This is a genomic window from Bradyrhizobium guangdongense, assembly GCF_004114975.1.
GTDB classification, from domain to species: Bacteria; Pseudomonadota; Alphaproteobacteria; order Rhizobiales; family Xanthobacteraceae; genus Bradyrhizobium; species Bradyrhizobium guangdongense.
The window spans coordinates 1,542,714-1,564,073 of record NZ_CP030051.1; the positions used below are offsets into that span (position 1 = coordinate 1,542,714).

Here is a 21,360-nt window from a genome sequence, read left to right on the forward strand (position 1 = left end):
GGTAAGACTACGTCCCAAACAGGACGCGCGTACAAACAACAGATGCAGCTCGCAAGGCATAGCGGAGAGCCGGAACAGCGGCCGCCGAAAACTTCGGCGGCGCAAATCGATTCGCTGTTCGAAGCGCCTGGCCCGCTGCTGGCGGGTCTCATCTTCGTGTCGATCGGTGCGAGCCTGACCGCGCTGAGGACGGGCGAGCCGCTGATCTGGGCGTGCGTGGCGCTTCTTGTCCTGGCTGGTACCGCCCGGGCCATCGACTTGCAGCGCTACCAGGCCCGCAAGACTATGATGACGGCCGAGGCGGCCGAGCGCTGGCAGAAGCGCTACCAGATTGGCGCGAGGATTCAGGCGGCAGCGATCGGCATCTGGTGCGCCACCGCACTTCTGGCCACGGACGATGCCGTCGCCCACATGATCGCCTTGTCGGTCACGACCGGGATCGCGGCGGGCGGTGCGGGCAGGGCGTACGGCCGGCCGGCAATTTTCCATCTTCAGGCCATGCTCATATTCGGTCCAGCGGTGCTCGCATTGGCGCTGCGTGGAACGCCCTACTACATCGCGATGGCCCTGGTGAGCGCTGCCTTCCTGGTGGCGATCATGCAGCTCTCGGTGAACCTGCACAGGATCTTCATGGGGGCCGTGGTGGCCCGTGAGCGCGAGGCCGCGCTCGCCGGACAGTTCGATACGGCGCTGAACAACATGCCGCACGGACTCTGCATGTTCGGTGTCGACGGACAGCTTGCGGTCATGAACTACCGGTTCGCCGCAATGCTGAACCTGCCTGAAGTTCTCACGCAGAACGGCACCAGCGCGCGCGACGTCGTCGGGGCGTGCGTCGGCGCCAGATCCATCTCGGCTGCAAGCGGCGAACGCATCGTTGCGGATATCGAGAGATCGCAGGCCGAAGAGATCGTTACCGTCGATCTCAATCCGCAACGAAACCGCTCGCTGTCCTGGACCGTGCAGCCGATGGCCGATGGTGGCGCCGTGGTGTTGCTCGAGGACATTACGGAGCGGCGCAACGCCGAGGCCAAGATCACGCATTTGGCCCGTTACGACGATCTCACCGCGCTGCCCAATCGGGTCCATTTCCGCGATGAGATCGAGCGTCTGCTCGCCCATTCGAACCATTCCGAACGGCTCTCCGCGCTGCTGTTCGTCGATCTCGACCAGTTCAAGCAGGTCAACGACACACTCGGTCATCCCTGCGGCGACCAGCTCCTGTGCGCGGTCGCCAACCGTTTGCGCGAGATGTTGCGGCCGGAGGATTTCGTCGCCCGCTTCGGCGGCGACGAGTTCGTCGTGTTCCAGCAGAACATCAATGCGCCCGAAGACGCTGCGAGCCTCGCCCGCCGCATCGTCGAGCGGCTCAGCGAGCGCTATCGCATCGACAATCATCTGGTGGAGATCGGCGCCAGCGTCGGCATCGCGCTGACGTCGCCGGAGAGTGCCAGCGCCGACATTCTGCTCAAGAATGCCGACATGGCGCTATACCGGGCCAAGGCCGACGGCCGCGGTACCTTCTGCTTCTTCCGTGACGAGATGGCGGCGACGGTCGAGGCGCGCCGCACCCTCGAGCTCGACCTGCGCAAGGCGCTCGCCAACGAAGAGTTTGAGCTGTTCTATCAGCCGCTGGTCAATCTGAAGTCGGGCAAGATCACCACCTGCGAGGCGCTGTTGCGCTGGAATCATCCGGTGCGCGGTACCGTCTCTCCGATCGACATCATTCCGGTTGCCGAGGACATGGGCCTGATCGTCGATCTCGGCCGCTGGATCCTGCGCCGTGCCTGCATGGAATGCATGAAGTGGCCGGAGGGCGTCAGCGTCGCCGTCAACTTCTCGCCGCAGCAATTCCATCAGCGCGACGTGCTGAGCGAGATCCGTTATGCGCTCGAAGTCTCCGGCCTGCCGGCTCATCGCCTCGAGATCGAGATCACCGAATCCTCACTGCTGCGCAACACCCAGCTCACCCACGACATCCTGTCGCAGCTGCATGCGCTCGGCGTGCGCATCTCGCTGGACGATTTCGGCACCGGCTATTCGAGCCTCAGCTATTTGCACAATTTCCCGATGCAGAAGGTCAAGATCGACCGCTCCTTCCTGGAGGGTATCGACACGGACCGTCCGTTGACGCTGCTACGTGGCGTGGCGCGGCTGTCGGCCGACCTCGGCATGTCGGTCGTGGTCGAGGGCATCGAGACCAACGAGCAGCTCGAGCTGATCAGCGCCGACGGCACCGTGACCGAAGGGCAGGGGTACCTGTTCAGCCGGCCCGTTCCGGCCGTGCGAGTCCGGCAGTTGCTCAACGCCTCCTATGGCCGTCGCATGCCTGACGACCAGATCACGATCGTGTCGTCGCGATCGATCGCCTGATCCATTCCTGACACTCCTTCGCCAAAATCAGCTCTCGCGTGCCGTAGTCTTGCGGGCCGCAAAGGTTAACCCTAACGATTCTAAGGCTTTGCAATTCTGTTAAGGAACCATTAATCTTCGGCCACTCGCGGAAGTTGCTTGGAGTTTTGAGGTACCAGATGAAGTCCGGAGCCGAACCGAACGCGGCGCATCTTCCACGAGGCGCCGCGTTATTTGACCGCATCGACTACCGGCTCATCGAGACTTCCGAGGACAAGGACAGTCTGTACCTGATGCGCTACCGGGCCTATCTGCAGGCCGGTTTGATCGAGCCGTCAGCTTCACTGCGCGTCACCGATCGCTTCGACGAAACGCCAAACACCTGGAATTTCGGGATCTATGTTGACGGAGAGCTCTGCAGCTCCGTCCGCATCCACCTTCTGACGTCCGAATGGCGGATGTCCTATACGACCGAAGTCTTCGGCGACGTCCTGCACCCCCGCCTCGATCGCGGCGAGGTTTTTGTCGATCCGTGTCGGTTTGTTGCGGATCCCGACAAGCAGCAGCGCTTTCCCGAATTGCCGTATCTGACGGTGCGCCTCGCCTTTGTCGCGTGCGATCATTTCAATGCCGACACCGGCCTTGCGATGATACGGACCGACCATCAGGCGTTTTACCGCCGCGTCTTCCTGCACGAGACCATTTCGCCCGAGCCGCGGGGGTTTCCGGGGTGGCCGACCAAGAAGGCGGTTCTGATGGCCACCGACGTCCGGAGGCAGCGGGATCGGGTTCTGACCCGCTTTCCCATCATGCGCTCCAGCGCGTTCGAGCGGCGCATGCTGTTTGAACGCAGTCCCCGCCAGGCAGCCCCCCGCCCGATGCTGCTGACCACCCCGCGGACTCTCGATGTGGCGGCTCCGGCACTCGGTTCCATCTATTAGGCCATCCACTCTCCACGGCCGTCCAAATCCGCGAAAGCGGGCATTTTGCCTGTCGATGCGGCTTGCCTTCACCCTCGCGCCACATTTACAACGCATTAACCATGACGGGTGCTTTTCGCTGGTTGGGGGCATTTGACCGGCTGAGGCAAGGTTCCGATAAGGTTGACGGAACGTTCGCTTAACCAACCCCCTGTAGACCGGACGGCAGTGGACGAACGTGAGCGTGGAGGCTCCGGAATGAAATATCCTATGCGTATCCTCCAGGGATTGAAGCTGGCTGCAGTGGTCGCAATCGCGCTGTCGATGGGCGCCTGCGCCAAGCAGAATGCGGGCCTGGACGCCAATGCGAGCGCGGCGACGCCGGGCAGCCAGCAGGACTTCGTCGTGAACGTGGGCGACCGCGTGTTCTTCGAGAGCGACCAGACCGACCTGACCCCGCAGGCGATCGTGACCCTGGAGAAGCAGGCGCAGTGGCTGCAGACCTATCCGCGCTATTCCTTCACCATCGAAGGTCACGCCGACGAGCGCGGCACCCGCGAGTACAACATCGCGCTCGGCGCACGCCGTGCCCAGTCGGTGCGCTCGTTCCTCGCCTCCCGCGGCATCGATCCCAACCGCATGCGCACGATCTCCTATGGCAAGGAGCGGCCGGTGGCGGTCTGTAACGACATCTCCTGCTGGTCGCAGAACCGTCGTGCTGTGACCGTGCTGAACGCGAGCTCCTGACGCTTCAGGCGCCGTTCATCTTTGGAAACCGAATATGCCGGCGCCCTCACGGGCGCCGGTTTCGTTTCAGCGACCTGTGATTTAAAACCGCTTGGTGGCAGTCACAGTTTTGGCGTACTCCCCTTCAATGTGTGGCGCGTCGCATGTTCCGTCGCAGGCCATTTCGCTTTCGTCGTCAGGGCAAGATGTCATCCAGATTTAAGGTCTTTACCGGCACCGTGGCCATCGCCGCGCTGCTCCCCTTGTGCACGCCTGTCTTCGCGCAGACGGACGATGATCCCGAGATGCGGATCGAGCGGCTGGAGAACCAGCTGCGCCAGCTCACCGGACAGAACGAAGAGCTGCAATATCGCAACCGCCAGCTCGAGGATCGCATCCGCCAGCTCGAAGGCGGCGCGCAAGGCGCGCCCGGGCAGGCGCCCAATGCCGCCGCGATGCCGCCGGCCCAGATCGCACCGAACCAGGTCGCCCCCGGCTATCGCCAGCCGCCGCAGCAGCAGGCGGTGCAGCCGAATTACGAGCAGCCGCAGATCGCCTCTCCCGCACCGATCGTCCAGGAGCAGCCCGGCCCCGGCGCGCCCGGCAGCCGCCGGCGCGGGGATGCGTTCGACCCGAACCAGAATCCGAGTGCACCCGGTGCGCCGCGGGCGCTGGGCGGCGGCCAGCAGCCGCTCGATCTCAGCGCCAATGGCGGCCGCTATCCGCAGGCCGCAGCGGCGCCGACCCAGCAGGCCTATCCACCCGCCCAGCAGGGCTATCCGCCTGCCCAGCAAGGCAATCCCGCGCAGGGTGGTGGCCCGGCTCTGGCGACATTGCCGCCGTCGGCCACGCCGCGCGACGAGTTCGATCTCGGCATCGGCTATATGCAGCGCAAGGACTATGCGCTGGCCGAGCAGACCATGAAGAATTTCGCCGGCAAATATCCCAACGACCCGCTGCTCGGCGATGCGCAATACTGGCTCGGCGAAAGCTATTTCCAGCGCCAGCAATATCGCGATGCCGCCGAATCCTTTCTCGCCGTCACGACGAAATACGACAAATCGGCCAAGGCGCCGGATGCACTGCTGCGGCTCGGCCAGTCGCTCGCAGCGCTGAAGGAGAAGGAGGCGGCCTGCGCCGCTTTCGGCGAGGTCGGCCGCAAATATCCACGCGCCTCGGCCGGCGTCAAATCCGCCGTCGACCGCGAGCAGAAGCGCGTGAAGTGCTGAACTGCGGCGGCGCTCGCTGACAAGGCGCATGGCGCTGCGCTAGACTTGCGCCGCCATTCGCCGCTGTCAGGGCCGCGTCATGTCAGACGACGACAATTCTCCGATCTCCGCGCGTGCGGCGAAGCAGCTCTTCGCCGAGTTCAAAAGCGCGCCGGCGCTGGTGCTCGCGGTGTCCGGCGGCCCCGACTCTGTCGCGCTGATGTGGCTCGCGGCGCGCTGGCGGCGCAGCCTTGCGCGCGGCCCGGAGCTCAACGTGGTCACCGTCGATCACGGCCTGCGGACCGAGGCGGCGCGCGAGGCGCGCGAGGTCAAACGGCTCGCGACCGAACTCGGCCTTGCCCACCGGACGCTGCGCTGGCGCGGCGCCAAGCCGACGACGGGATTGCCCGCCGCCGCGCGCGAAGCGCGCTATCGCCTGCTGGCGCAGGCCGCACGCAGTGCCGGCGCGAGCCACGTGCTGACGGCCCATACCCGCGACGACCAGGCCGAGACGCTTCTGATGCGGCTGCTGCGCGGCAGCGGCATTGCCGGGCTGTCGGCGATGGCGCGCCTGTCGATGCGCGACGGCATCGTGCTGGCGCGGCCGCTGCTCGACGTGCCGAAATCGCAGCTGATCGCGACCCTGAAGCGGGCCAGGATCGGCTTCGTTGAGGACCCCACCAACCGCGACGCCTCTTTCACGCGGCCGCGGCTGCGGGCGCTGCTGCCCCAGCTCGCGGCCGAGGGCGGCGATATCAGAACCTTCGCGCGGCTCTCGGCGCGGCTTGCCCGGGCGAACGCGGCCGTCGAGGTGCTGACCGACGGCGCCGAACGTTTCCTCCGCCTGCGGGATCGCGGCCCTGCGCCGCAGCCGGGCGTTCGCAGCTTCGAGGCCTCGTCCTTCGCGAGCCTGCCGGAAGAAGTCCGGCTGCGACTGCTGCTGCGGGCCATCAACGCCCACGGACACGAAGGGCCGCCGGAACTCGGCAAGGTCGAGGCCCTACTGGCCGCGCTCGATCAGGCCGTGGAGCTGTCGATGACCGGAAGGCCCCGCATCGGCGCAAACGACCGTACCCTTTTGAAGCAGACCCTTGCGGGAGCCTTGATCAGCCTTGCCGGGGGGCGTATCCACATCGCGCCTGCGCCGGCCCGGCGGTCCAAAGCGGGATCCAGGGGCGAATGAGGGCGGATCATGACACCGGCTGTTTCCGCAGCCTGCCGTCAGGACACCTTAACCAGGCAGGAAAAACCCCGCCTCGGGCGCCATTATTTCAGCGGGAATCGCGCTAAGATGGGCTAAATAGTCCCATCGCGTTCCCTTGGCAGCGACCGGGACGGCACCTAAATTGTATGCGTCTAACGATGAGGATTCCTTGGGGATTTCCTCGTAGAGCCCAAGGATGAGGCCGCGATCCGCGCGACCACGAAGGAAGATCGATGAACGCCAATCTGCGCAATTTCGCCCTCTGGGTCATCATTGTTTTGCTGCTGTTGGCGTTGTTCACGCTCTTCCAGAATCCGGGTCAGCGGGCCTCCTCGCAGGACATCGCCTTCTCCCAGCTGCTCAGCGAAGTTGACCGCGGTAATGTGCGCGACGTCGTGATCCAGGGGCCTGACATCCACGGCACCTTCACCAACGGCTCGAGCTTCCAGACCTATGCGCCGAACGATCCGACGCTGGTGAAGCGCCTGTACGACAGCAAGGTGCAGATCACCGCCAAGCCGCCCGGCGACAACGTGCCGTGGTTCGTCTCGCTCTTGGTCTCCTGGCTGCCCTTCATCGCGCTGATCGGCGTCTGGATCTTCCTGTCCCGCCAGATGCAGGGCGGCGCCGGCAAGGCGATGGGCTTCGGCAAGTCGCGCGCGAAGATGCTGACCGAAGCGCATGGCCGCGTCACCTTCGAAGACGTCGCCGGCGTCGACGAAGCCAAGCAGGACCTGCAGGAGATCGTCGAATTCCTCCGCGACCCCGGCAAATTCCAGCGCCTCGGCGGCCGCATTCCGCGCGGCGTGCTGCTGGTCGGCCCTCCCGGCACCGGTAAGACCCTGATCGCGCGTGCGGTCGCGGGCGAAGCCAACGTGCCGTTCTTCACCATTTCGGGTTCGGACTTCGTCGAGATGTTCGTCGGCGTCGGTGCCAGCCGCGTGCGCGACATGTTCGAGCAGGCCAAGAAGAACGCGCCCTGCATCATCTTCATCGACGAAATCGACGCGGTCGGTCGTCACCGCGGCGCCGGTCTCGGCGGCGGCAATGACGAGCGCGAGCAGACGTTGAACCAGCTGCTGGTCGAAATGGACGGCTTCGAGGCGAACGAGGGCGTGATCCTGATCGCCGCGACGAACCGCCCTGACGTGCTCGATCCCGCGCTGCTGCGTCCGGGCCGCTTCGACCGTCAGGTCGTGGTGCCGAACCCCGACGTCGTCGGCCGCGAGCAGATCCTGAAGGTTCACGTCCGCAAGGTTCCGCTGGCGCCCGATATCAACCTCAAGACCATCGCGCGCGGCACGCCTGGATTCTCCGGCGCCGACCTGATGAACCTCGTCAACGAAGCAGCCCTTACCGCCGCCCGCCGCAACAAGCGGATGGTGACCCAGGCCGAGTTCGAAGAGGCCAAGGACAAGGTGATGATGGGCGCCGAGCGCAAGTCGCTCGTCATGACCGAGGAAGAGAAGCTGCTGACGGCCTATCACGAGGGCGGCCACGCCATCGTCGGCCTCAACGTGCCCGCGACCGATCCGATCCACAAGGCCACCATCATTCCGCGCGGCCGTGCGCTCGGCATGGTGATGCAGCTCCCCGAGCGCGACAAGCTGTCGATGTCCCTGGAGCAGATGACCTCGCGCCTCGCCATCATGATGGGCGGCCGCGTCGCCGAAGAGCTGATCTTCGGCCGCGAGAAGGTGACCTCGGGTGCCGCCTCCGACATCGAGCAGGCCACGCGGCTTGCCCGCATGATGGTGACGCGCTGGGGTCTGTCGGAAGAGCTCGGCACGGTCTCCTATGGCGAGAACCAGGACGAAGTGTTCCTGGGCATGTCGGTCTCGCGGACGCAGAACGCCTCCGAGGCCACCGTCCAGAAGATCGACTCCGAGATCAAGCGCCTGGTCGAGGAAGGCTACAAGGAAGCGACCCGCATCCTCACCGAAAAGCACGCCGATCTCGAGGCCTTGGCCAAGGGCCTGCTCGAGTTCGAAACGCTCTCCGGCGACGAGATCGTCGATTTGCTCAAGGGCAAGAAGCCGAACCGCGAGTCGGTGCTCGAGCCGACCACGCCGCGCGCCTCCGCCGTGCCCCCGGCCGGCAAGTCGCCGCGCCCGCGCCCCGATCCGGATCCCGGTCTGGAGCCGCAGCCTCAAGCATAACGGCAAGCGTCTGATGGCCGGCACTTCCGGCAAACCTTTAGTGCAGAAGCTCGGCATCAAGCCGGGCTTTTGTATTTTCGTGGACGGTCTCGTGACGTCCTATCGGGATGTCGTCGGCGAACTACCTGACGGTGTGAGCATCGCAAGCACTGCCATAGCCCGGCTGGACATGGTGCATGTCTTCGCCGCCGAGGCGAAGGGCCTCGCCGCCAAACTGCGCAGCTACCGCAAGGCGATCGCACCCGACGGCATGATCTGGGCGTCCTGGCCGAAGAAGGCCTCAGGCATCGCGACCGACGTGACCGAAGCCCTGGTGCGCGAGACCGCGCTTGCGAACGGCCTCGTCGATATCAAGATCTGCGCCGTCAACGATATCTGGTCGGGCATGAAGCTCGTGATCCCCGTCAAGGATCGGGGCGAGTGAGCGAACTAACTCCGCTCCACCCTACGATTGCTGTTCCACAAACCGTCATTGCACTTGCGACCGTGTCCAGGACATCCCCTCACGACGCGAGCCGAAGCCATACGTCCCGGCTCGCCAGCGTGCCATCGGGCGTGGCGATCTCCATGTCCATGACATGCAGGGAGCCCGGCTCGTCTCCGTAGACGTATTTGAGATGCCACATGAGCCCCAGATCCGGCGTGATCACGAAGTCATCGAGCCCGTCGGTGATCGCCCGGACGGCCTCGCGGTGCGTCAGCGGCGCCGAAAACATCGCCTCGAGCAAATTGGCGAGGCTCATGCCTTCGACCAGCATCAGTCGTGCGATATCGTCCCCGTGGACGTGACGAAGCGCCGATACGATGGCAGCGACAGCCTCCGGATTCTTCAATGACACGGAAAAACGAGCCTCCGCCTCCATGATGCCGGAGGCGGATCAGTGCGCGCAAGTGCTCTCTCGGCGGTGCCGCCAAGCATAGGGCTCGCCTGGCTCGCGCTCTCTACTTGCGCACGCGCCAGACGGTCCAGCCGGGCTTCGATACCGCCTGTATCCGCTCCAGATAATCCGGAGCTTCGCCGCGGCCGAGCTGTGCGGCGAGGCCCTCCGGCGCGAGGCGGACGAGATCCTCCTGATCGACGGAACCGTTGCATGTCAGGATGTAGTCGACCCCTCGCGCGCGGAGCACCTCGCGCGCAGCTTCCGGTGTGTCCATCATCGTGTGCACCATGACGAGGTTGCCGTCATTGTTGCGGTGGTAGGGGGCGGCGAAGACGGAATGCCTGGTCGCAGTCAGGATCGCCGGACCCGAATCGATCGGGGCCATCATCCGCCCGGGCGGCAGATCGGCGAGCGGCGCGGCGCTGGAGATGGTCTGGCAGGATGCGGCGAGGTCCGGCATCGCAATCCCGGGGGCGACCCTGCCCGCGGCGAGGGCCGGCCAGACCGCGAGGCCGATGCCGCCGAGCGAGGCGGGCGACACGAGCAGCGCGACACGGACCAGCCGCCAACCGGCCACCACCTCCGTGCGAAGCCTGACGATGGCGGCGACGCATAGCGGGGCGGCAACGATGTTGGCGGCAGCGGCGCCGCGCAATTCCCACAGGCTCACGCCGAACAGCGCTGCGAGCGTGGCGGTCGAGACGATCCAGCGGAAGCGGCTTTGCGGCGTGCAGCCGATCACGGCCGCAACACACAGGCCGAGCGTCAGCAATGGAAAGGCATAATAACCCAGCAGCTTCTGCGGCTGCAGCTGTGCGATCTCGCTCACCGGCATGGTTTCGGCGACGCGGCCAAGCCAGAAGCTGACGAGCAGGGGATCGACCTGCGCGTAGGGCGAGGCCACGCAGCCCGGGTACGACTTGAAGAATGCGCCCAGCAGCAGCGCGCCGGCGAGCGCGCTCGCGGTCAGCCGCGTCCACAAGCCCTGCCGAAGCCAGCTCGCACCGGCAATCGCGAGCAGCGCGATGCCGCCGCCCGCGCACAGGAGCAGGATGGGGCCGCCGAAGGCATCGCAGACCGGATTGAAGAGACTGCTCATCGGAAGCAGCAGGAGCGCCAGCAGCAATGACGAGACGGTCAGGCCCGCACCAAAAGCGCAGGCCGGGCGCAGGACGTCAGTGCCTTTCCACACCAGCAGTCCCACCACCGCCATGCTCGCCATGGCGATCGCGGGCAGCATTTCCAATCCGATCGACAGCGAAAGCGCGGCGAGAAATCCCGCCAGGGCCGCCTTGGCCGTATGGTGTTCGGAATCGGAAACGCAAAGCACCAAGCCGAGCAGCAGCACCATCTGCAGATTATGATGGTCGATCGCGCCGGCACGGAAGTGGATCAGGGCAGGGATCGACAGCGCCGTGACCAGGATGGCTGCAAGCCGTGCCCGCGACCTGTCGGCCGGGGCGCTTGCCTGGCTTGCAATCGTCGCTGCGAGCCATAGCGCGGCGGCCATCAGCAGCGAGGGCCACAGCACCAGCGTGAGCGCTTCGGCATGGTGCTGGCCGAGCAGCGGGCGGAACAGGAGGATCAGCACGGCGAGGGGCGCATCGACGATGCGGGACCAGTGCATGGCAATTCCGGGTGGATCGAGCCGGTATTGAGTGAGGTCGAACCAGCCCTGGCCGGCCAGAAGATCGCGCACTTCGACCAGACGCATGGCATCGTCGGTCGACAGCGCGTCGAACACGCCGGCCTTGATCGCGGGCCATCCGAGCGCCGCGACGATGATCGCCCAGGCGACCGCGAGCACGATCGCGGGCTTCGGCTCCGTGGTCGATCCTTGCCCGGTCGGCTGGACGCGCGGCGACATCGTCCGGCGGTTCAGTTCGAATGCGCTGGCATCGGCGTTTCCGCGTCCGGCGGATCATCGCGGACATGGATCACGGCGATGTTGTCGGTATAGAGCCGTTTCCATCCCTTGAGGTAATCCAGGATTTGCGGACCCGGCGTATCAGCCCCCAGCAGCGTCGCGTCTATCTTGTACTCGTCGAGCAGGCGCGGCAGCAACTCGGGCCTCTTGCCCTCGGCGGCCTTGAAAAAATCCATCACGAACTTCTCGCCGTAGAGCTCGGCGCGGCCGTCGACGAACACCGGCACGTCGCGCGAGATCAGGTAGCCGCCGAACTGGTAGCCGTTGAAGATGCGCTGCGCCTTGCGCTCTCGCAGCAGGTCGACGGCAGCGACCGGTGTCTGGTCCATCGTGAAGGCGAAGCGGTGATGCGACATGTAGATCGAGGTCGAGGTCCACGCCGCGGCCGCGATCATCAGCGCGCCCGTGATGGTGACGTAGCGCGCCGCCCAGCTCTGGGTCGCCTCGGCGCCAAATTGCGACAGCGGCGATGTTTCGCCGAGGGGCTTGGCCAGCACCAGCGGCACCAGGAAGGCAAAGGCTTCGATGCTCCGGACATGGGTGAGCCCCATCCAGGTGAAGAGCAGGATCAGCAGGATGCGCGGCGGCGACAGCGTGAGTCCGCGAAACAGGCCGAGCGCGATCAGGCCGAGGATCGCGGCTTCGAACGCCGAGAAGGAAGCGAAATTCACCGGCATCCATTCCGAGATGACCGACAGCAGCTCGCCGAGATTGAGGATGTTGGTCGCGCCCAGCAGCGTGCGCCAGCCATAGGGCGTGACGCAGGCGGCCGCCAGCGCGGCCACGCCGAACAGGAACCAGCGCGCGAGCAGGCGGATCTGCTTCGCCGAATCCAGCGTCCAGATGGCTTCGATCGCCATCGGGCCGATCAAGGCGAGGCCGAGCACGAAGCCGCCATGGAGATTCGCCCACAGCGACATCAGAGGCAGCCAGGCCCATGACGGCGGGACCTTGCGGTCGGCCGCATTCATCAGCACGCCGACCCAGGCGATCATCACCGGCAGGGCCAGCATGTGCGGACGCGCCAGGATGTGGTGCAGCGACAGCACGACCGCCAGCATCGCGAACAGCACCGAGCGCGGAATCTCGAGATGTGCATCGAGCAGATAGACCAGGATCGCGGCCGATGCGGCCATCGCGAGCGCGGTGAGGATCACGGGCCCGGCCCAGTCCCATTGCGCATAGGAGACGGCGAACAGGACTTGCGACAGCCACGAGGTCGAAATCCAGGGCTCGCCGGGCCGCGTGAAGGAATAGAAGTCCGTGTAAGGCACGGCGTGGTGATCGAGGATCCACTGACCGATCTTGATCTGCCAGAACGAGTCGGAATCCTGAAGCAGCGTGTTGCCGACAGAGAGGAAGAACAGATAGGCGCCCGCGCCGACACACAACGGCACCAGCGCCCGCGCGCGGCCCTGCACGGCAATATTGTTCGTAAAGGAAAGGGACATGCCGCCTCGTCGTATTCTTAAGTGTTGCCGAGCGGGCGGCATTGGACCACGGCGGTCATAACTTCGAGTAAATCGGCGGAACGAGAACGTGCTGCGATGCGACTCGATCACCGCCGCGACAAAGGTCCGTTCCCTCCCCCCTTGTGGGGGAGGGCTAGGGAGGGGGAGCCCAGGAAAAGGTGCTGATTATCGATATGTGCTGGGCACGCGGCGCGATTGATAGAATCCCCGTGTGGGCCCCTCTCCCTGCCCCTCCCCCACAAGGGGGGAGGGAATGGAGAGAGCGCTGCGCTCGGCCAAGATGTCGTGCGAAGTCGTGCATCCGCGCAATTTAACCGATTGTTTTAGATTTCAGTTTACCATCGACGAATACGCGCAAACCGTTCCGTGTTTACGTAGCCGAATTAACTGCGGCGCAATTCTTTGCCCCTAGGTTGGGTTCCATGGTCGGGCGGCGCTGGGAAGCCGGAATGACCAGACCATTAATGCCCTCGTGTACCCTTTGGAGCAGTTTATGAAGAACCTCGTTTCGCGTTTCGTGAAGGATGAATCCGGCGCCACCGCCATCGAATACGGCCTGATTGCCGCCGGCATCGCGCTGGCGATCATCACCGTCGTCAACCAGCTCGGCACCACGCTGAACGCCAAGTTCACCTCGATCTCGTCCAGCCTCAAGTAAGCCGGACGGTCGACGGAAATAGCGAAGAGCCTCGTCATCGACGGGGCTCTTTTGCTTTGCCCGGAGCATGCACGGGCCATTCGACAGCAAAGGCTTAAGCCTCCTGCAAGTCATCAGGGTGTATGGCTCGAACGCATCCGCCTTATCGTGTTGCGTCAAAGGAAGCCGCATGGCCGAAGTTTCGATCGTCCCGCCAGCTATCGCCCGTCACGGCGCGCTCCCTGCGACACTCCTCAACATCTCCTTCGCGCTGGCGATCGTCACGCTGGCGTATTTTCCGGCGGCCTATCTCGCGCATCTGTGGATCTTCGACGCAGACGGCCGCGGCATCCCGACGGACTTCGTCAATGTCTGGGCGGCCGGAAAGCTGGCGCTCGAGGGCCATCCCGCGCAGGCCTGGGATTGGGACATCCAGAAGCAGGTTGAGCTCGCGCTGCTCAAGCAGGATTTCGTCGGTCATTTCGCCTGGCACTATCCGCCGCCCTTCCTGTTCGTCGCCGCGTTGCTCGCGCAGTTTCCCTATGCGGCGGCCTTCATCGGCTGGGCGGCGTTCAGCATGGTGCCGTATCTGGCCGTGATGCGCGCGATCGTCGGGCGCAATGCGGGCCTCGTCATTGGAATCGGCTTTCCCGCCGCCTTCCTCAACATCCTGGTCGGGCAGAACGGCTTCCTCACGGCATCCCTGATCGGCAGCATGCTCTATCTGCTGCCGACGCGGCCGGTGCTGGCCGGAGTGTGTCTGGGCCTTCTGAGCTACAAACCGCAATATGGACTGCTGTTTCCGCTGGTGCTGCTCGCCGCCGCCGAATGGACCGTGCTGTTCACCGCCGCACTCGTCACGGTGGCGATCGCGCTGGCGTCCTGGCTCGCGTTCGGGACGGAAAGCTGGCAGGCCTTCTTCCACTGGATTCCGATGTTCTCGCAGGCCTTCCTGACCGAAGGCCGCGCACCCTGGTTCAAGATGCAGAGCATCTTCGCGCTGGTGCGCTATGTCGGCGGCACCGAGCAGCTCGGCTGGATCTTCCAATGGGTGTTGACGGCCGCGGTCGGCGTCGTGCTGGTGGCGGCGTGGCGGAGCAGGCTGCCGTACGCGCTGAAAGCGGCGATGCTTGCGGCGGCAACGCTGCTCACGACGCCCTATCTCTTCATGTACGATCTGGTCGTGCTGGGCATCGCGGTGGCGTTTCTGATCCGCGCCGGCTTAGATGAAGGTTTCGCGCGCCATGAGGTGATGGCCCTGGCGCTCGTCTTCGCCCTGCTTGCGAGCTTCCTGTTTCTCGGCCAGCCGGTCGGCTTCCCGGCGATCCTCATCGTCTTCGCCCTGATCCTCAGCCGCTGCGCGGCTTGGCGGACGGCCGAGGTGGCGTCGCCGCGGCTCTTAGGCTCGCAGACGAATTGAGAGGTTCGATCGGGCTTGGATCGGGGCTCCGGCGCGAGACCTCAGGGCGCGTACTGATGCGCGCGCTCACTCGTAACCTGCGCTGCAGCGGGCTACTCTAGTTGGCTGACATAAGCCGCCACAGACTTGATTTGCGCCTGCGTCAGCTCGTGCGCAATCGGCTGCATGATCGTTGAGCTGTCCGGATTGGCCTTGTCCTGTCCTCGCTCCTTGTCCCAGTTCGTCAGCTTTCTGGTGACGTAGTCGTTGAGTTGTCCTGCGAGCCGCGGAAACTGACCGTCGCCCTTGGCATCGGCTCCGTGGCACGATGCGCAGGGCGGTACGTTGGCGCTGGGAACGCCCTCCTCATAAATTTTCTTGCCTTCCGCGACGTTCGCGGTCGGCGCGCCACCCAGCGGCTTTGGATTCAGATTTTTGAATTCCGTGGTCAGCGCCGCCAGCATGGCGGGGGTGAGCACATGTGCCACGTTGAACATCACGGGGTTGTTGCGACGGTGTTCGACGAAGGCCTTCAATTGATTTTCGATGTATTCCGGCTGCTGCCCCGCCAGTCGCGGCATTGGGTATGATCCGCGAAAACCTTGCGCGTCGATGCCATGACAGGTCTTGCAATATTCAGTCTTTGCCTTGAGGTCGTGCGACGATACTTGCACGCCTTTCTCTTGCGCCTGCGCGATCGTCGATATCGAGGCGACGACGATCGCGGCCGCTATCCGCCCGAGCGATTGCAGGTTCATGAGCGCCCCCGCTTTGATGAGCGCACGCTACGCGCGGCGACGCACTTTGGTCCAGTTGATTCTCGTCGAGCGTGACCACGATTTTCGCAGAAGCGCACGAGAGGTAATGCGATGCGGAGTTCCGCGGTAATCAGCTGCCTTATGCAACCGCTTCCTACAAGCGTGTGCATCTAACGTTGCGGAAAAGTCTCGCGAGATTTGAAAACGGCTGACGCGCCGCGAATGTCGCTTGGCGAAACGTCGGTGTGCTGGCCTACTTGGAAACGCAAGCGGTTCGCAATATCCCAAGTTAATTGAGCGCAACGGGACAGGCGCTATGTGGGGTTACCGTTACAGTGTCATCGCGAGCAACGGCAGGTGGCTTTTCGCCGCACTCGCGTTAGCGGCTCTCTCGACGGCCGCATCGCTCATCGGCTCGACCACGCCGGCGCAAGCCTTGCCGAGCTTCGCGCGTCAGACAGGGCAACCTTGCGGCACCTGCCACACCGACTTCCCTGCACTGACGCCCTATGGCCGCCGCTTCAAATTGCTCGGCTACACCGCCGGTGGCGGCCAATTCAGGACGACGCCGTTCTCGTCCGAGGGCGGGCGCGCGGCTCGCGCTGAACTCGACAAGCTCCGCGGCTACGTGAAGGCGTTGCCGCAGGAATCGCAGACCGATGCTGACCGCAAGGAGTGGGTGCCGCCGATCTCGTTCATGGCGATCGAAGGCTACACGCGCACCCAGGGACCGACCATTCCGGATCCAACGGAGCCGTTCAAGACAAACGACAATATCGTTGCCTCTCCCGTCAGCGTGTTCTGGGGCGGCGCGATCACGGATCACATCGGCGCGTTCGCCCAGTACACATATGCTGGCGCGACCCCGCTGTCGTCGTTCTCGGGCACACCGGCGGACCAGTTCATCCACAGCTGGGGATGGGACAATACGGACGTCCGCTATGCCAACACGGCGAGCGTCGGGCCGTTCGATTTCGTCTTCGGCGTGACCGCCAACAACAATCCGTCCGTTCAGGATTTGTGGAACACCACGCCGGCTTGGGGCTTCCCCTACGCGTCATCGACGCTGGCCGCGGGTCCTCCCGGCACGACGCTTGAAGGCACTTTTGCAGCGCATGTCGGCGGTGTCGGCCTCTACACGATGATCAACGACCTGCTCTACCTGGAAGTCACCGGATACAAGTCGATCGGCTTCCACGCACTGAATGCGCTCGGAGCGAATCCGTTCGATACCCCGGGCCAGCTCGGCGGCGTGGCCCCCTATTGGCGCGCGGCGATCGAGCCGCATTGGGGACGGCACACGCTGATGGTCGGCACGTTCGGGATGATTTTCGACGTGCATCCGTGGTTCGACACGACGTTCGCTTCGGGCTCGACCGCGGTGTTGCCGGTATCGGACAGATTCACCGACGTCGGCTTTGACGCGCAATATCAATATCAGGGCGACAATTATTGGCTGACCCTGCGTGGCAGCTACATCCGCGAGTTCCAGCGCCTCGATGCAAGCTTCGCCGCTCTCGGCATTGCGTCCAATCCGACCAATCAGCTCAACAGCATGAAGCTGCAGGCCTCGCTGGCGCTGGGTGCCGACAACCGTGTCGTTCTCACCGGGCAGTACTTCAATGTCTGGGGCACGTCCGACCTGCTTCTCTTTGGGCCCGATCCCGTCACCGGCCAGGCATTGACTCCCGACACCAACGGCTGGACTGCCGAGATCGCCTACATCCCATTTGGGGCCAGCAAGATGATCGGTTGGCCGTGGTTCAACGCCCGCATCGGCCTGCAATACACCTACTACAACAAGTTCAACGGCACCACGGTCGGCGCCCATGACAACAACACCCTGTTCCTGCACGCATGGTTCGCCATGTAGGCCGCGCCGCAAAGGAGATTGTCAGATGAAGAAACTGCTTTCCGCTCATCTTGCAGCCTTCGCAGTCGCGCTGGCAGGATCGGCGTCTGCCGCCGATCTGGCCGTGAAGGCCCCGCTTCCGGTCGCGGCACCCTTCAACTGGACGGGCTGCTATATCGGCGTCCATGTTGGGGCGGGCTTTGCGAAGAAGGACATCACTGATCCCGTGCAGCTCGTGCAGGATTCCTTCAATGGTCTCGGCTCCACGGTTGATGTCACCACGGTCAGCCCGGCGCCGCGCGGTGCCGTCATTGGCGGCCAGGGCGGCTGCGACTATCAGTTTGCTTCCTCCCCGGTCGTCATCGGCATTCAGGGTGATGCCGCCGGTGCAACGCTGAGGAGCAACAGGTCTGTCGCCCTCCCGCTCGGCAATCCCGGTGAGACCGCGGTCGTGGACGCGAAAACCGAGTTTCTGACCAGCGTGACCGGCCGCATCGGCTATGCCTTCGACAACATCCTGCTCTATGGCAAGGCCGGCGCGGCGATGGCCGGTGACAAATACGAGGTCAGCGGCACGTTCACCGGCGTGCCGTTCGATTTCAGGGGGCTGGAGGACCGCTGGGGCTGGACCGCCGGCGCGGGCGTCGACTGGGCCTTCGACCGTCACTGGTCGGCCAATTTCGAATACGACTACTACGGGTTCGGTACCCGGACCTCGACCTTTGCCGATCAAGCCAACGTCTTCCAGGGGCCGGTGAGCGTCAGGCAGTCGATCCAGGTCGTGAAGGTCGGGGTGAACTTCCACATGTGGGCGGGACAATAGATGCTCCCGGCCTCTGGACCAGGGCGGTCATCGTTGCGGCGCGTTGGTCGCCTGCGTGCGGTGCTGTGCGCCATGGCCCTGACGGTGGTCGGCTCCGCCGCTTCTCACGCGCAGGACAGGAGCGGCTTCGAAGCCAAGATCGAATATTGCAAGACCTGCCACGGACTGTCGGCGCAAGGCTATCGCGGCTGGTTTCCGATGCCGCGACTGGCGGGACAGCAGCCGCAATATCTCGAGAACCAGCTTCGCGCTTTCCTCGAGCACCGGCGTACCAATCCCGTCATGGCCAATGCTGCCCATGGGCTGAGCTCGGCGATGATCGCCTCGCTTGCAACTCACCTGAAAAACCTCGATCCAAAACCGATTGGCGGCGCACCGAGGGGGTCGTTGGCCGTCGGCAAGCGCATCTACGAGGAAGGTCTTCCCGATTCCAACGTGCCGGCCTGTGCTGCCTGCCATGGCAGCGACGGCAAAGGGCAGAACGAAATTCCTCGGCTGGCCGGGCAGCTCTATGAGTACACCGTGGGTCAGCTCGCCGGCTGGACGAAAACGCGTGGGTCGGCGACCGACACCTCGGCGATCATGGCGCCGACGTCGCATAACCTGGCGCGGTCTCAGGTCGAAGCGGTGGCTGCCTATGTGAGCTACATGCAATGAGACGCGCGAGTCCGGACATGCAGAGCGGGCGGACCACATTGCGCAGGGGCGAGAGGTCATGAAGCGCATCGGACTAAAGACAGCGCTGCTCGCAATGCTGGCTTGCATGGGCCCCGCAATGGCGTGGGACGGTGCCAGCGTCCGCAACTGCACCTGGTGTCATGGGACGTCGGCGCAGGGCTACACGGTGGCCCCAAGACTAGCCGGGCAACGTCCGGCCTATCTCGAAAGCCAGATGCGGAGCTTCCGCGATCACAGCCGGGATAATCCCTTCTCGAAACAGTACATGTGGGGAGCCGTCGCAGCGCTCGATTCCCGCGATGCGCGCGATCTTGCGGCTTACTTCGCAACCATTCCGCCAAGGCCCGCCAATGACGGCGACCGCAATCTGATGGCGAAGGGAAAGGCCATCTACATGGAGGGCATTCCCGAAGCCAACATCGCGTCCTGTTACGCCTGTCACGGCCCGAACGCCGAAGGCGTGCGGGAGATTCCCCGCCTCGGCGGCCTTGCCTATTTCTATGTCAAGGCACGGCTCGAGCAGTGGGGCCAAGGATATCATTCGGGCATGGGAACGCCCATGCCTGTCGTTGCGCGCTCCCTCGGCCCGAACGAGATCGAGGCCCTGGCCTCGTATCTCAGCTTCGTCAGATAGCCGTCAATCGAGACAGCAATTCTGGACGTCAGCCTGCCCGCTCGGAGCGGCCGGGTGTATCGCCGATGGCCCGTTCCGGTCACAAGCCGCTGTGATGCCAAGCATTTTCTGCGAGCAGATATTTTCCGCCCGGCTGTCGGCAACACCGCCTCGGGAGTCCAGTTCTAACGCGCGGTCCGCTCGATCAGCGGACAGCTTTCGAGCACGGTGCGGGGGCGGGCGCCCTCGATGCTGACGCAGGGCCGGGAGCGGTCGATGGCGAGCCCGTAGCGCTCCAGCAGCGCGCTGCGGTCGGATTCGCCGCGCATGTGCAATTCGCGGACGCCGCCGGGCAGGGGAGCCTGCAACCCCGCGCGGATGCGCTGGTCGAAGATGCCGCCGGGGATGATGGGCACGCCGATATCGGCGAGCTGGTAGAAGCGCGACTGCGAGGGGAGCTGCGGCGCGATGTAAGCGAGCGGCTTGCCGAGGATGAAATAGGTCGCGGGCTGCGCGAGCTCAGCTGCAATTTTCGGTCGGTAGGTTTCGGACCAGGGGCGATGCCACCAATCCGCAGGCTGCGACCACAATGCGATTCCCGCTGCAACCGTCAACGTCAGTACGTTCAGCGGAAGCGAGGACGTCGCGGGCCATGTCAGGCCAGCACTCGCAGCGAGGCGTGCGAGCAGCACAACGATGAGGGGGGCGCACAACAATTCCAGAACGACCGCGTAGCGCTGGATTGCAAACAGGCCGAGCCACGCCAGGTATGAGACGGTAAACATCACCACGAGCTGCACGTCACGCCGTGTGAGGATCGCGCTATCGCGGATCATGCGCACCGTCAGGGCGAGCACGAACAGCACCGTCACGATCGCGAACCGTGCGTCCCGGAACGGATGCTCCGCGCCTCTGTGGTCGCCGACCAGCCAGTAGAAGGGATAGGCGAGCGCGTCGAGCAGTCCATGCGGCATGAACTGCGCGTCCATCAGATTGACGGCCGCCACTTCGCGTGACTGGAACACCGCATTGAACAGCGGGAAGATCGGATTGCCGGTGTCGCGCCAGGTGATCAGGCACCATTCGCCGCCGGCGAGCGTCGCGCCGAGGATCCCGCCAATCGCAAGAAGGGTCGTCGCGCGAAGTGGCCGCGCGGCAGCGAGCACGCCCGCGGCGGCGCCGACTGCGTAGACGACATTGGTCAGCTTCAGCCCGACCGCGGCGCCGATCAGCAATCCCGCCAGCAGACAGCAGGCTGCGGGCCGGCGATCCGCCACCAGGATCAGAAGGAAGCCGCCGATCACGGGCAATGCCAGCAGCACGTCGGAAAAGCTCGTGCCGACTTCCGAAAGCGTCATTGGGCCGAAAGCCGCGATCACAACCGCCGCCGCGATCACCGCGACGCTGGCCGCCTCGCGCAACACCAGGCGCGCAAACAGGCAGATCAGCGCGAGGTTGAGCCCGTGAACTGCGCCAAGGATCATCAGCCCATATGGCGACGGCAGGAAATGGCGAAGATAATAAACCGGAAAATAGACGATCGGATTGAAGTAGGTCTGAAAGCCCGGCGGGACGGCATCGATGGCATAGCGGCCGTTGAGCACGGCCCAGACATTGTATTCGTGATAGTTCTGCCAATCCCAGTTGACGTCCTCGCCCATCGCGAGCGTGTAGAGCGCCCCCAGCAGCATCGAGCAGACGACGATGGCGACAGGCGCCAGTGCTTTGCTGCGCAGGCGCGTCATCCCTCG

Annotated in this window: 18 protein-coding genes; 13 read left to right on the forward strand and 5 right to left on the reverse strand. The window is 64.4% G+C overall.

Annotated elements, in window-relative coordinates:
* Positions 1 to 42: 42 nt before the first annotated feature.
* From X265_RS07395 to X265_RS07425, 7 genes are all read left to right on the forward strand, one after another.
* Positions 43 to 2,373, forward strand: coding sequence for a putative bifunctional diguanylate cyclase/phosphodiesterase (locus X265_RS07395; protein WP_128964213.1), 2,331 nt, complete (start codon positions 43 to 45; stop codon positions 2,371 to 2,373).
* Between the two features lie 158 nt (positions 2,374 to 2,531).
* Complete coding sequence (locus X265_RS07400) at positions 2,532 to 3,293, forward strand: N-acyl amino acid synthase FeeM domain-containing protein (RefSeq protein WP_128964214.1); 762 nt, start codon at positions 2,532 to 2,534, stop codon at positions 3,291 to 3,293.
* 237 nt (positions 3,294 to 3,530) lie between these two features.
* Positions 3,531 to 4,019: a peptidoglycan-associated lipoprotein Pal gene (pal, locus tag X265_RS07405; protein WP_128964215.1), complete on the forward strand. Its 489-nt coding sequence runs from the start codon at positions 3,531 to 3,533 to the stop codon at positions 4,017 to 4,019.
* Positions 4,020 to 4,204: 185 nt separating this feature from the next.
* Positions 4,205 to 5,227, forward strand: a complete 1,023-nt coding sequence (gene ybgF / locus X265_RS07410) for a tol-pal system protein YbgF (protein WP_128964216.1) — start codon at positions 4,205 to 4,207, stop codon at positions 5,225 to 5,227.
* 79 nt (positions 5,228 to 5,306) lie between these two features.
* On the forward strand, positions 5,307 to 6,389 hold the full coding sequence (gene tilS / locus X265_RS07415) for a tRNA lysidine(34) synthetase TilS (protein WP_128964217.1): 1,083 nt from the start codon (positions 5,307 to 5,309) through the stop codon (positions 6,387 to 6,389).
* A gap of 254 nt (positions 6,390 to 6,643) precedes the next feature.
* Positions 6,644 to 8,569, forward strand: a complete 1,926-nt coding sequence (gene ftsH / locus X265_RS07420) for an ATP-dependent zinc metalloprotease FtsH (RefSeq protein WP_128964218.1) — start codon at positions 6,644 to 6,646, stop codon at positions 8,567 to 8,569.
* Between the two features lie 13 nt (positions 8,570 to 8,582).
* Positions 8,583 to 8,993: a DUF3052 family protein gene (locus X265_RS07425; RefSeq protein WP_128964219.1), complete on the forward strand. Its 411-nt coding sequence runs from the start codon at positions 8,583 to 8,585 to the stop codon at positions 8,991 to 8,993.
* Positions 8,994 to 9,072: 79 nt separating this feature from the next.
* On the opposite strand, the gene X265_RS07430 is transcribed toward X265_RS07425, so the two are convergent.
* The 3 genes from X265_RS07430 to X265_RS07440 all read right to left on the reverse strand — a co-directional run bounded on the left by X265_RS07430 (position 9,073) and on the right by X265_RS07440 (position 12,828).
* Positions 9,073 to 9,408, reverse strand: a complete 336-nt coding sequence (locus X265_RS07430; protein WP_373291552.1) for a hypothetical protein — start codon at positions 9,406 to 9,408, stop codon at positions 9,073 to 9,075.
* Positions 9,409 to 9,511: 103 nt separating this feature from the next.
* Positions 9,512 to 11,317 (reverse strand): hypothetical protein, encoded by a 1,806-nt coding sequence (locus tag X265_RS07435; RefSeq protein ID WP_128964221.1) that lies wholly within the window; start codon positions 11,315 to 11,317, stop codon positions 9,512 to 9,514.
* Between the two features lie 11 nt (positions 11,318 to 11,328).
* Positions 11,329 to 12,828: a hypothetical protein gene (locus tag X265_RS07440; protein ID WP_128964222.1), complete on the reverse strand. Its 1,500-nt coding sequence runs from the start codon at positions 12,826 to 12,828 to the stop codon at positions 11,329 to 11,331.
* Between the two features lie 514 nt (positions 12,829 to 13,342).
* Here X265_RS07440 and X265_RS07445 point away from each other — a divergent pair.
* Together X265_RS07445 and X265_RS07450 are read left to right on the forward strand one after the other, a co-directional pair.
* Positions 13,343 to 13,507: a Flp family type IVb pilin gene (locus X265_RS07445; RefSeq protein WP_128964223.1), complete on the forward strand. Its 165-nt coding sequence runs from the start codon at positions 13,343 to 13,345 to the stop codon at positions 13,505 to 13,507.
* Positions 13,508 to 13,676: 169 nt separating this feature from the next.
* A complete protein-coding gene (locus X265_RS07450) occupies positions 13,677 to 14,906 on the forward strand; it encodes a glycosyltransferase family 87 protein (RefSeq protein ID WP_128964224.1) in 1,230 nt (409 codons plus the stop codon).
* Positions 14,907 to 14,998: 92 nt separating this feature from the next.
* On the opposite strand, the gene X265_RS07455 is transcribed toward X265_RS07450, so the two are convergent.
* Positions 14,999 to 15,643 (reverse strand): c-type cytochrome, encoded by a 645-nt coding sequence (locus tag X265_RS07455; protein ID WP_128964225.1) that lies wholly within the window; start codon positions 15,641 to 15,643, stop codon positions 14,999 to 15,001.
* Between the two features lie 316 nt (positions 15,644 to 15,959).
* Between X265_RS07455 and X265_RS07460 the strand changes: the two genes are divergently transcribed.
* Genes X265_RS07460 through X265_RS07475 form a run of 4 tightly spaced genes read left to right on the forward strand, consistent with a single transcriptional unit; the run spans position 15,960 to position 19,630 of the window.
* Positions 15,960 to 17,516, forward strand: coding sequence for a cytochrome C (locus X265_RS07460; protein ID WP_244659250.1), 1,557 nt, complete (start codon positions 15,960 to 15,962; stop codon positions 17,514 to 17,516).
* 25 nt (positions 17,517 to 17,541) lie between these two features.
* Entirely contained in the window at positions 17,542 to 18,318 is a 777-nt protein-coding gene (locus X265_RS07465) for an outer membrane protein (RefSeq protein WP_128964226.1), read from the forward strand.
* 33 nt (positions 18,319 to 18,351) lie between these two features.
* Entirely contained in the window at positions 18,352 to 18,975 is a 624-nt protein-coding gene (locus tag X265_RS07470) for a c-type cytochrome (RefSeq protein WP_244659249.1), read from the forward strand.
* 58 nt (positions 18,976 to 19,033) lie between these two features.
* Positions 19,034 to 19,630 (forward strand): c-type cytochrome, encoded by a 597-nt coding sequence (locus tag X265_RS07475; RefSeq protein ID WP_128964227.1) that lies wholly within the window; start codon positions 19,034 to 19,036, stop codon positions 19,628 to 19,630.
* A 164-nt stretch (positions 19,631 to 19,794) separates the two neighbouring features.
* Here X265_RS07475 and X265_RS07480 read toward each other — a convergent pair whose 3' ends face one another.
* Entirely contained in the window at positions 19,795 to 21,354 is a 1,560-nt protein-coding gene (locus X265_RS07480; protein ID WP_164938459.1) for a glycosyltransferase 87 family protein, read from the reverse strand.
* Positions 21,355 to 21,360 lie beyond the last annotated feature (6 nt).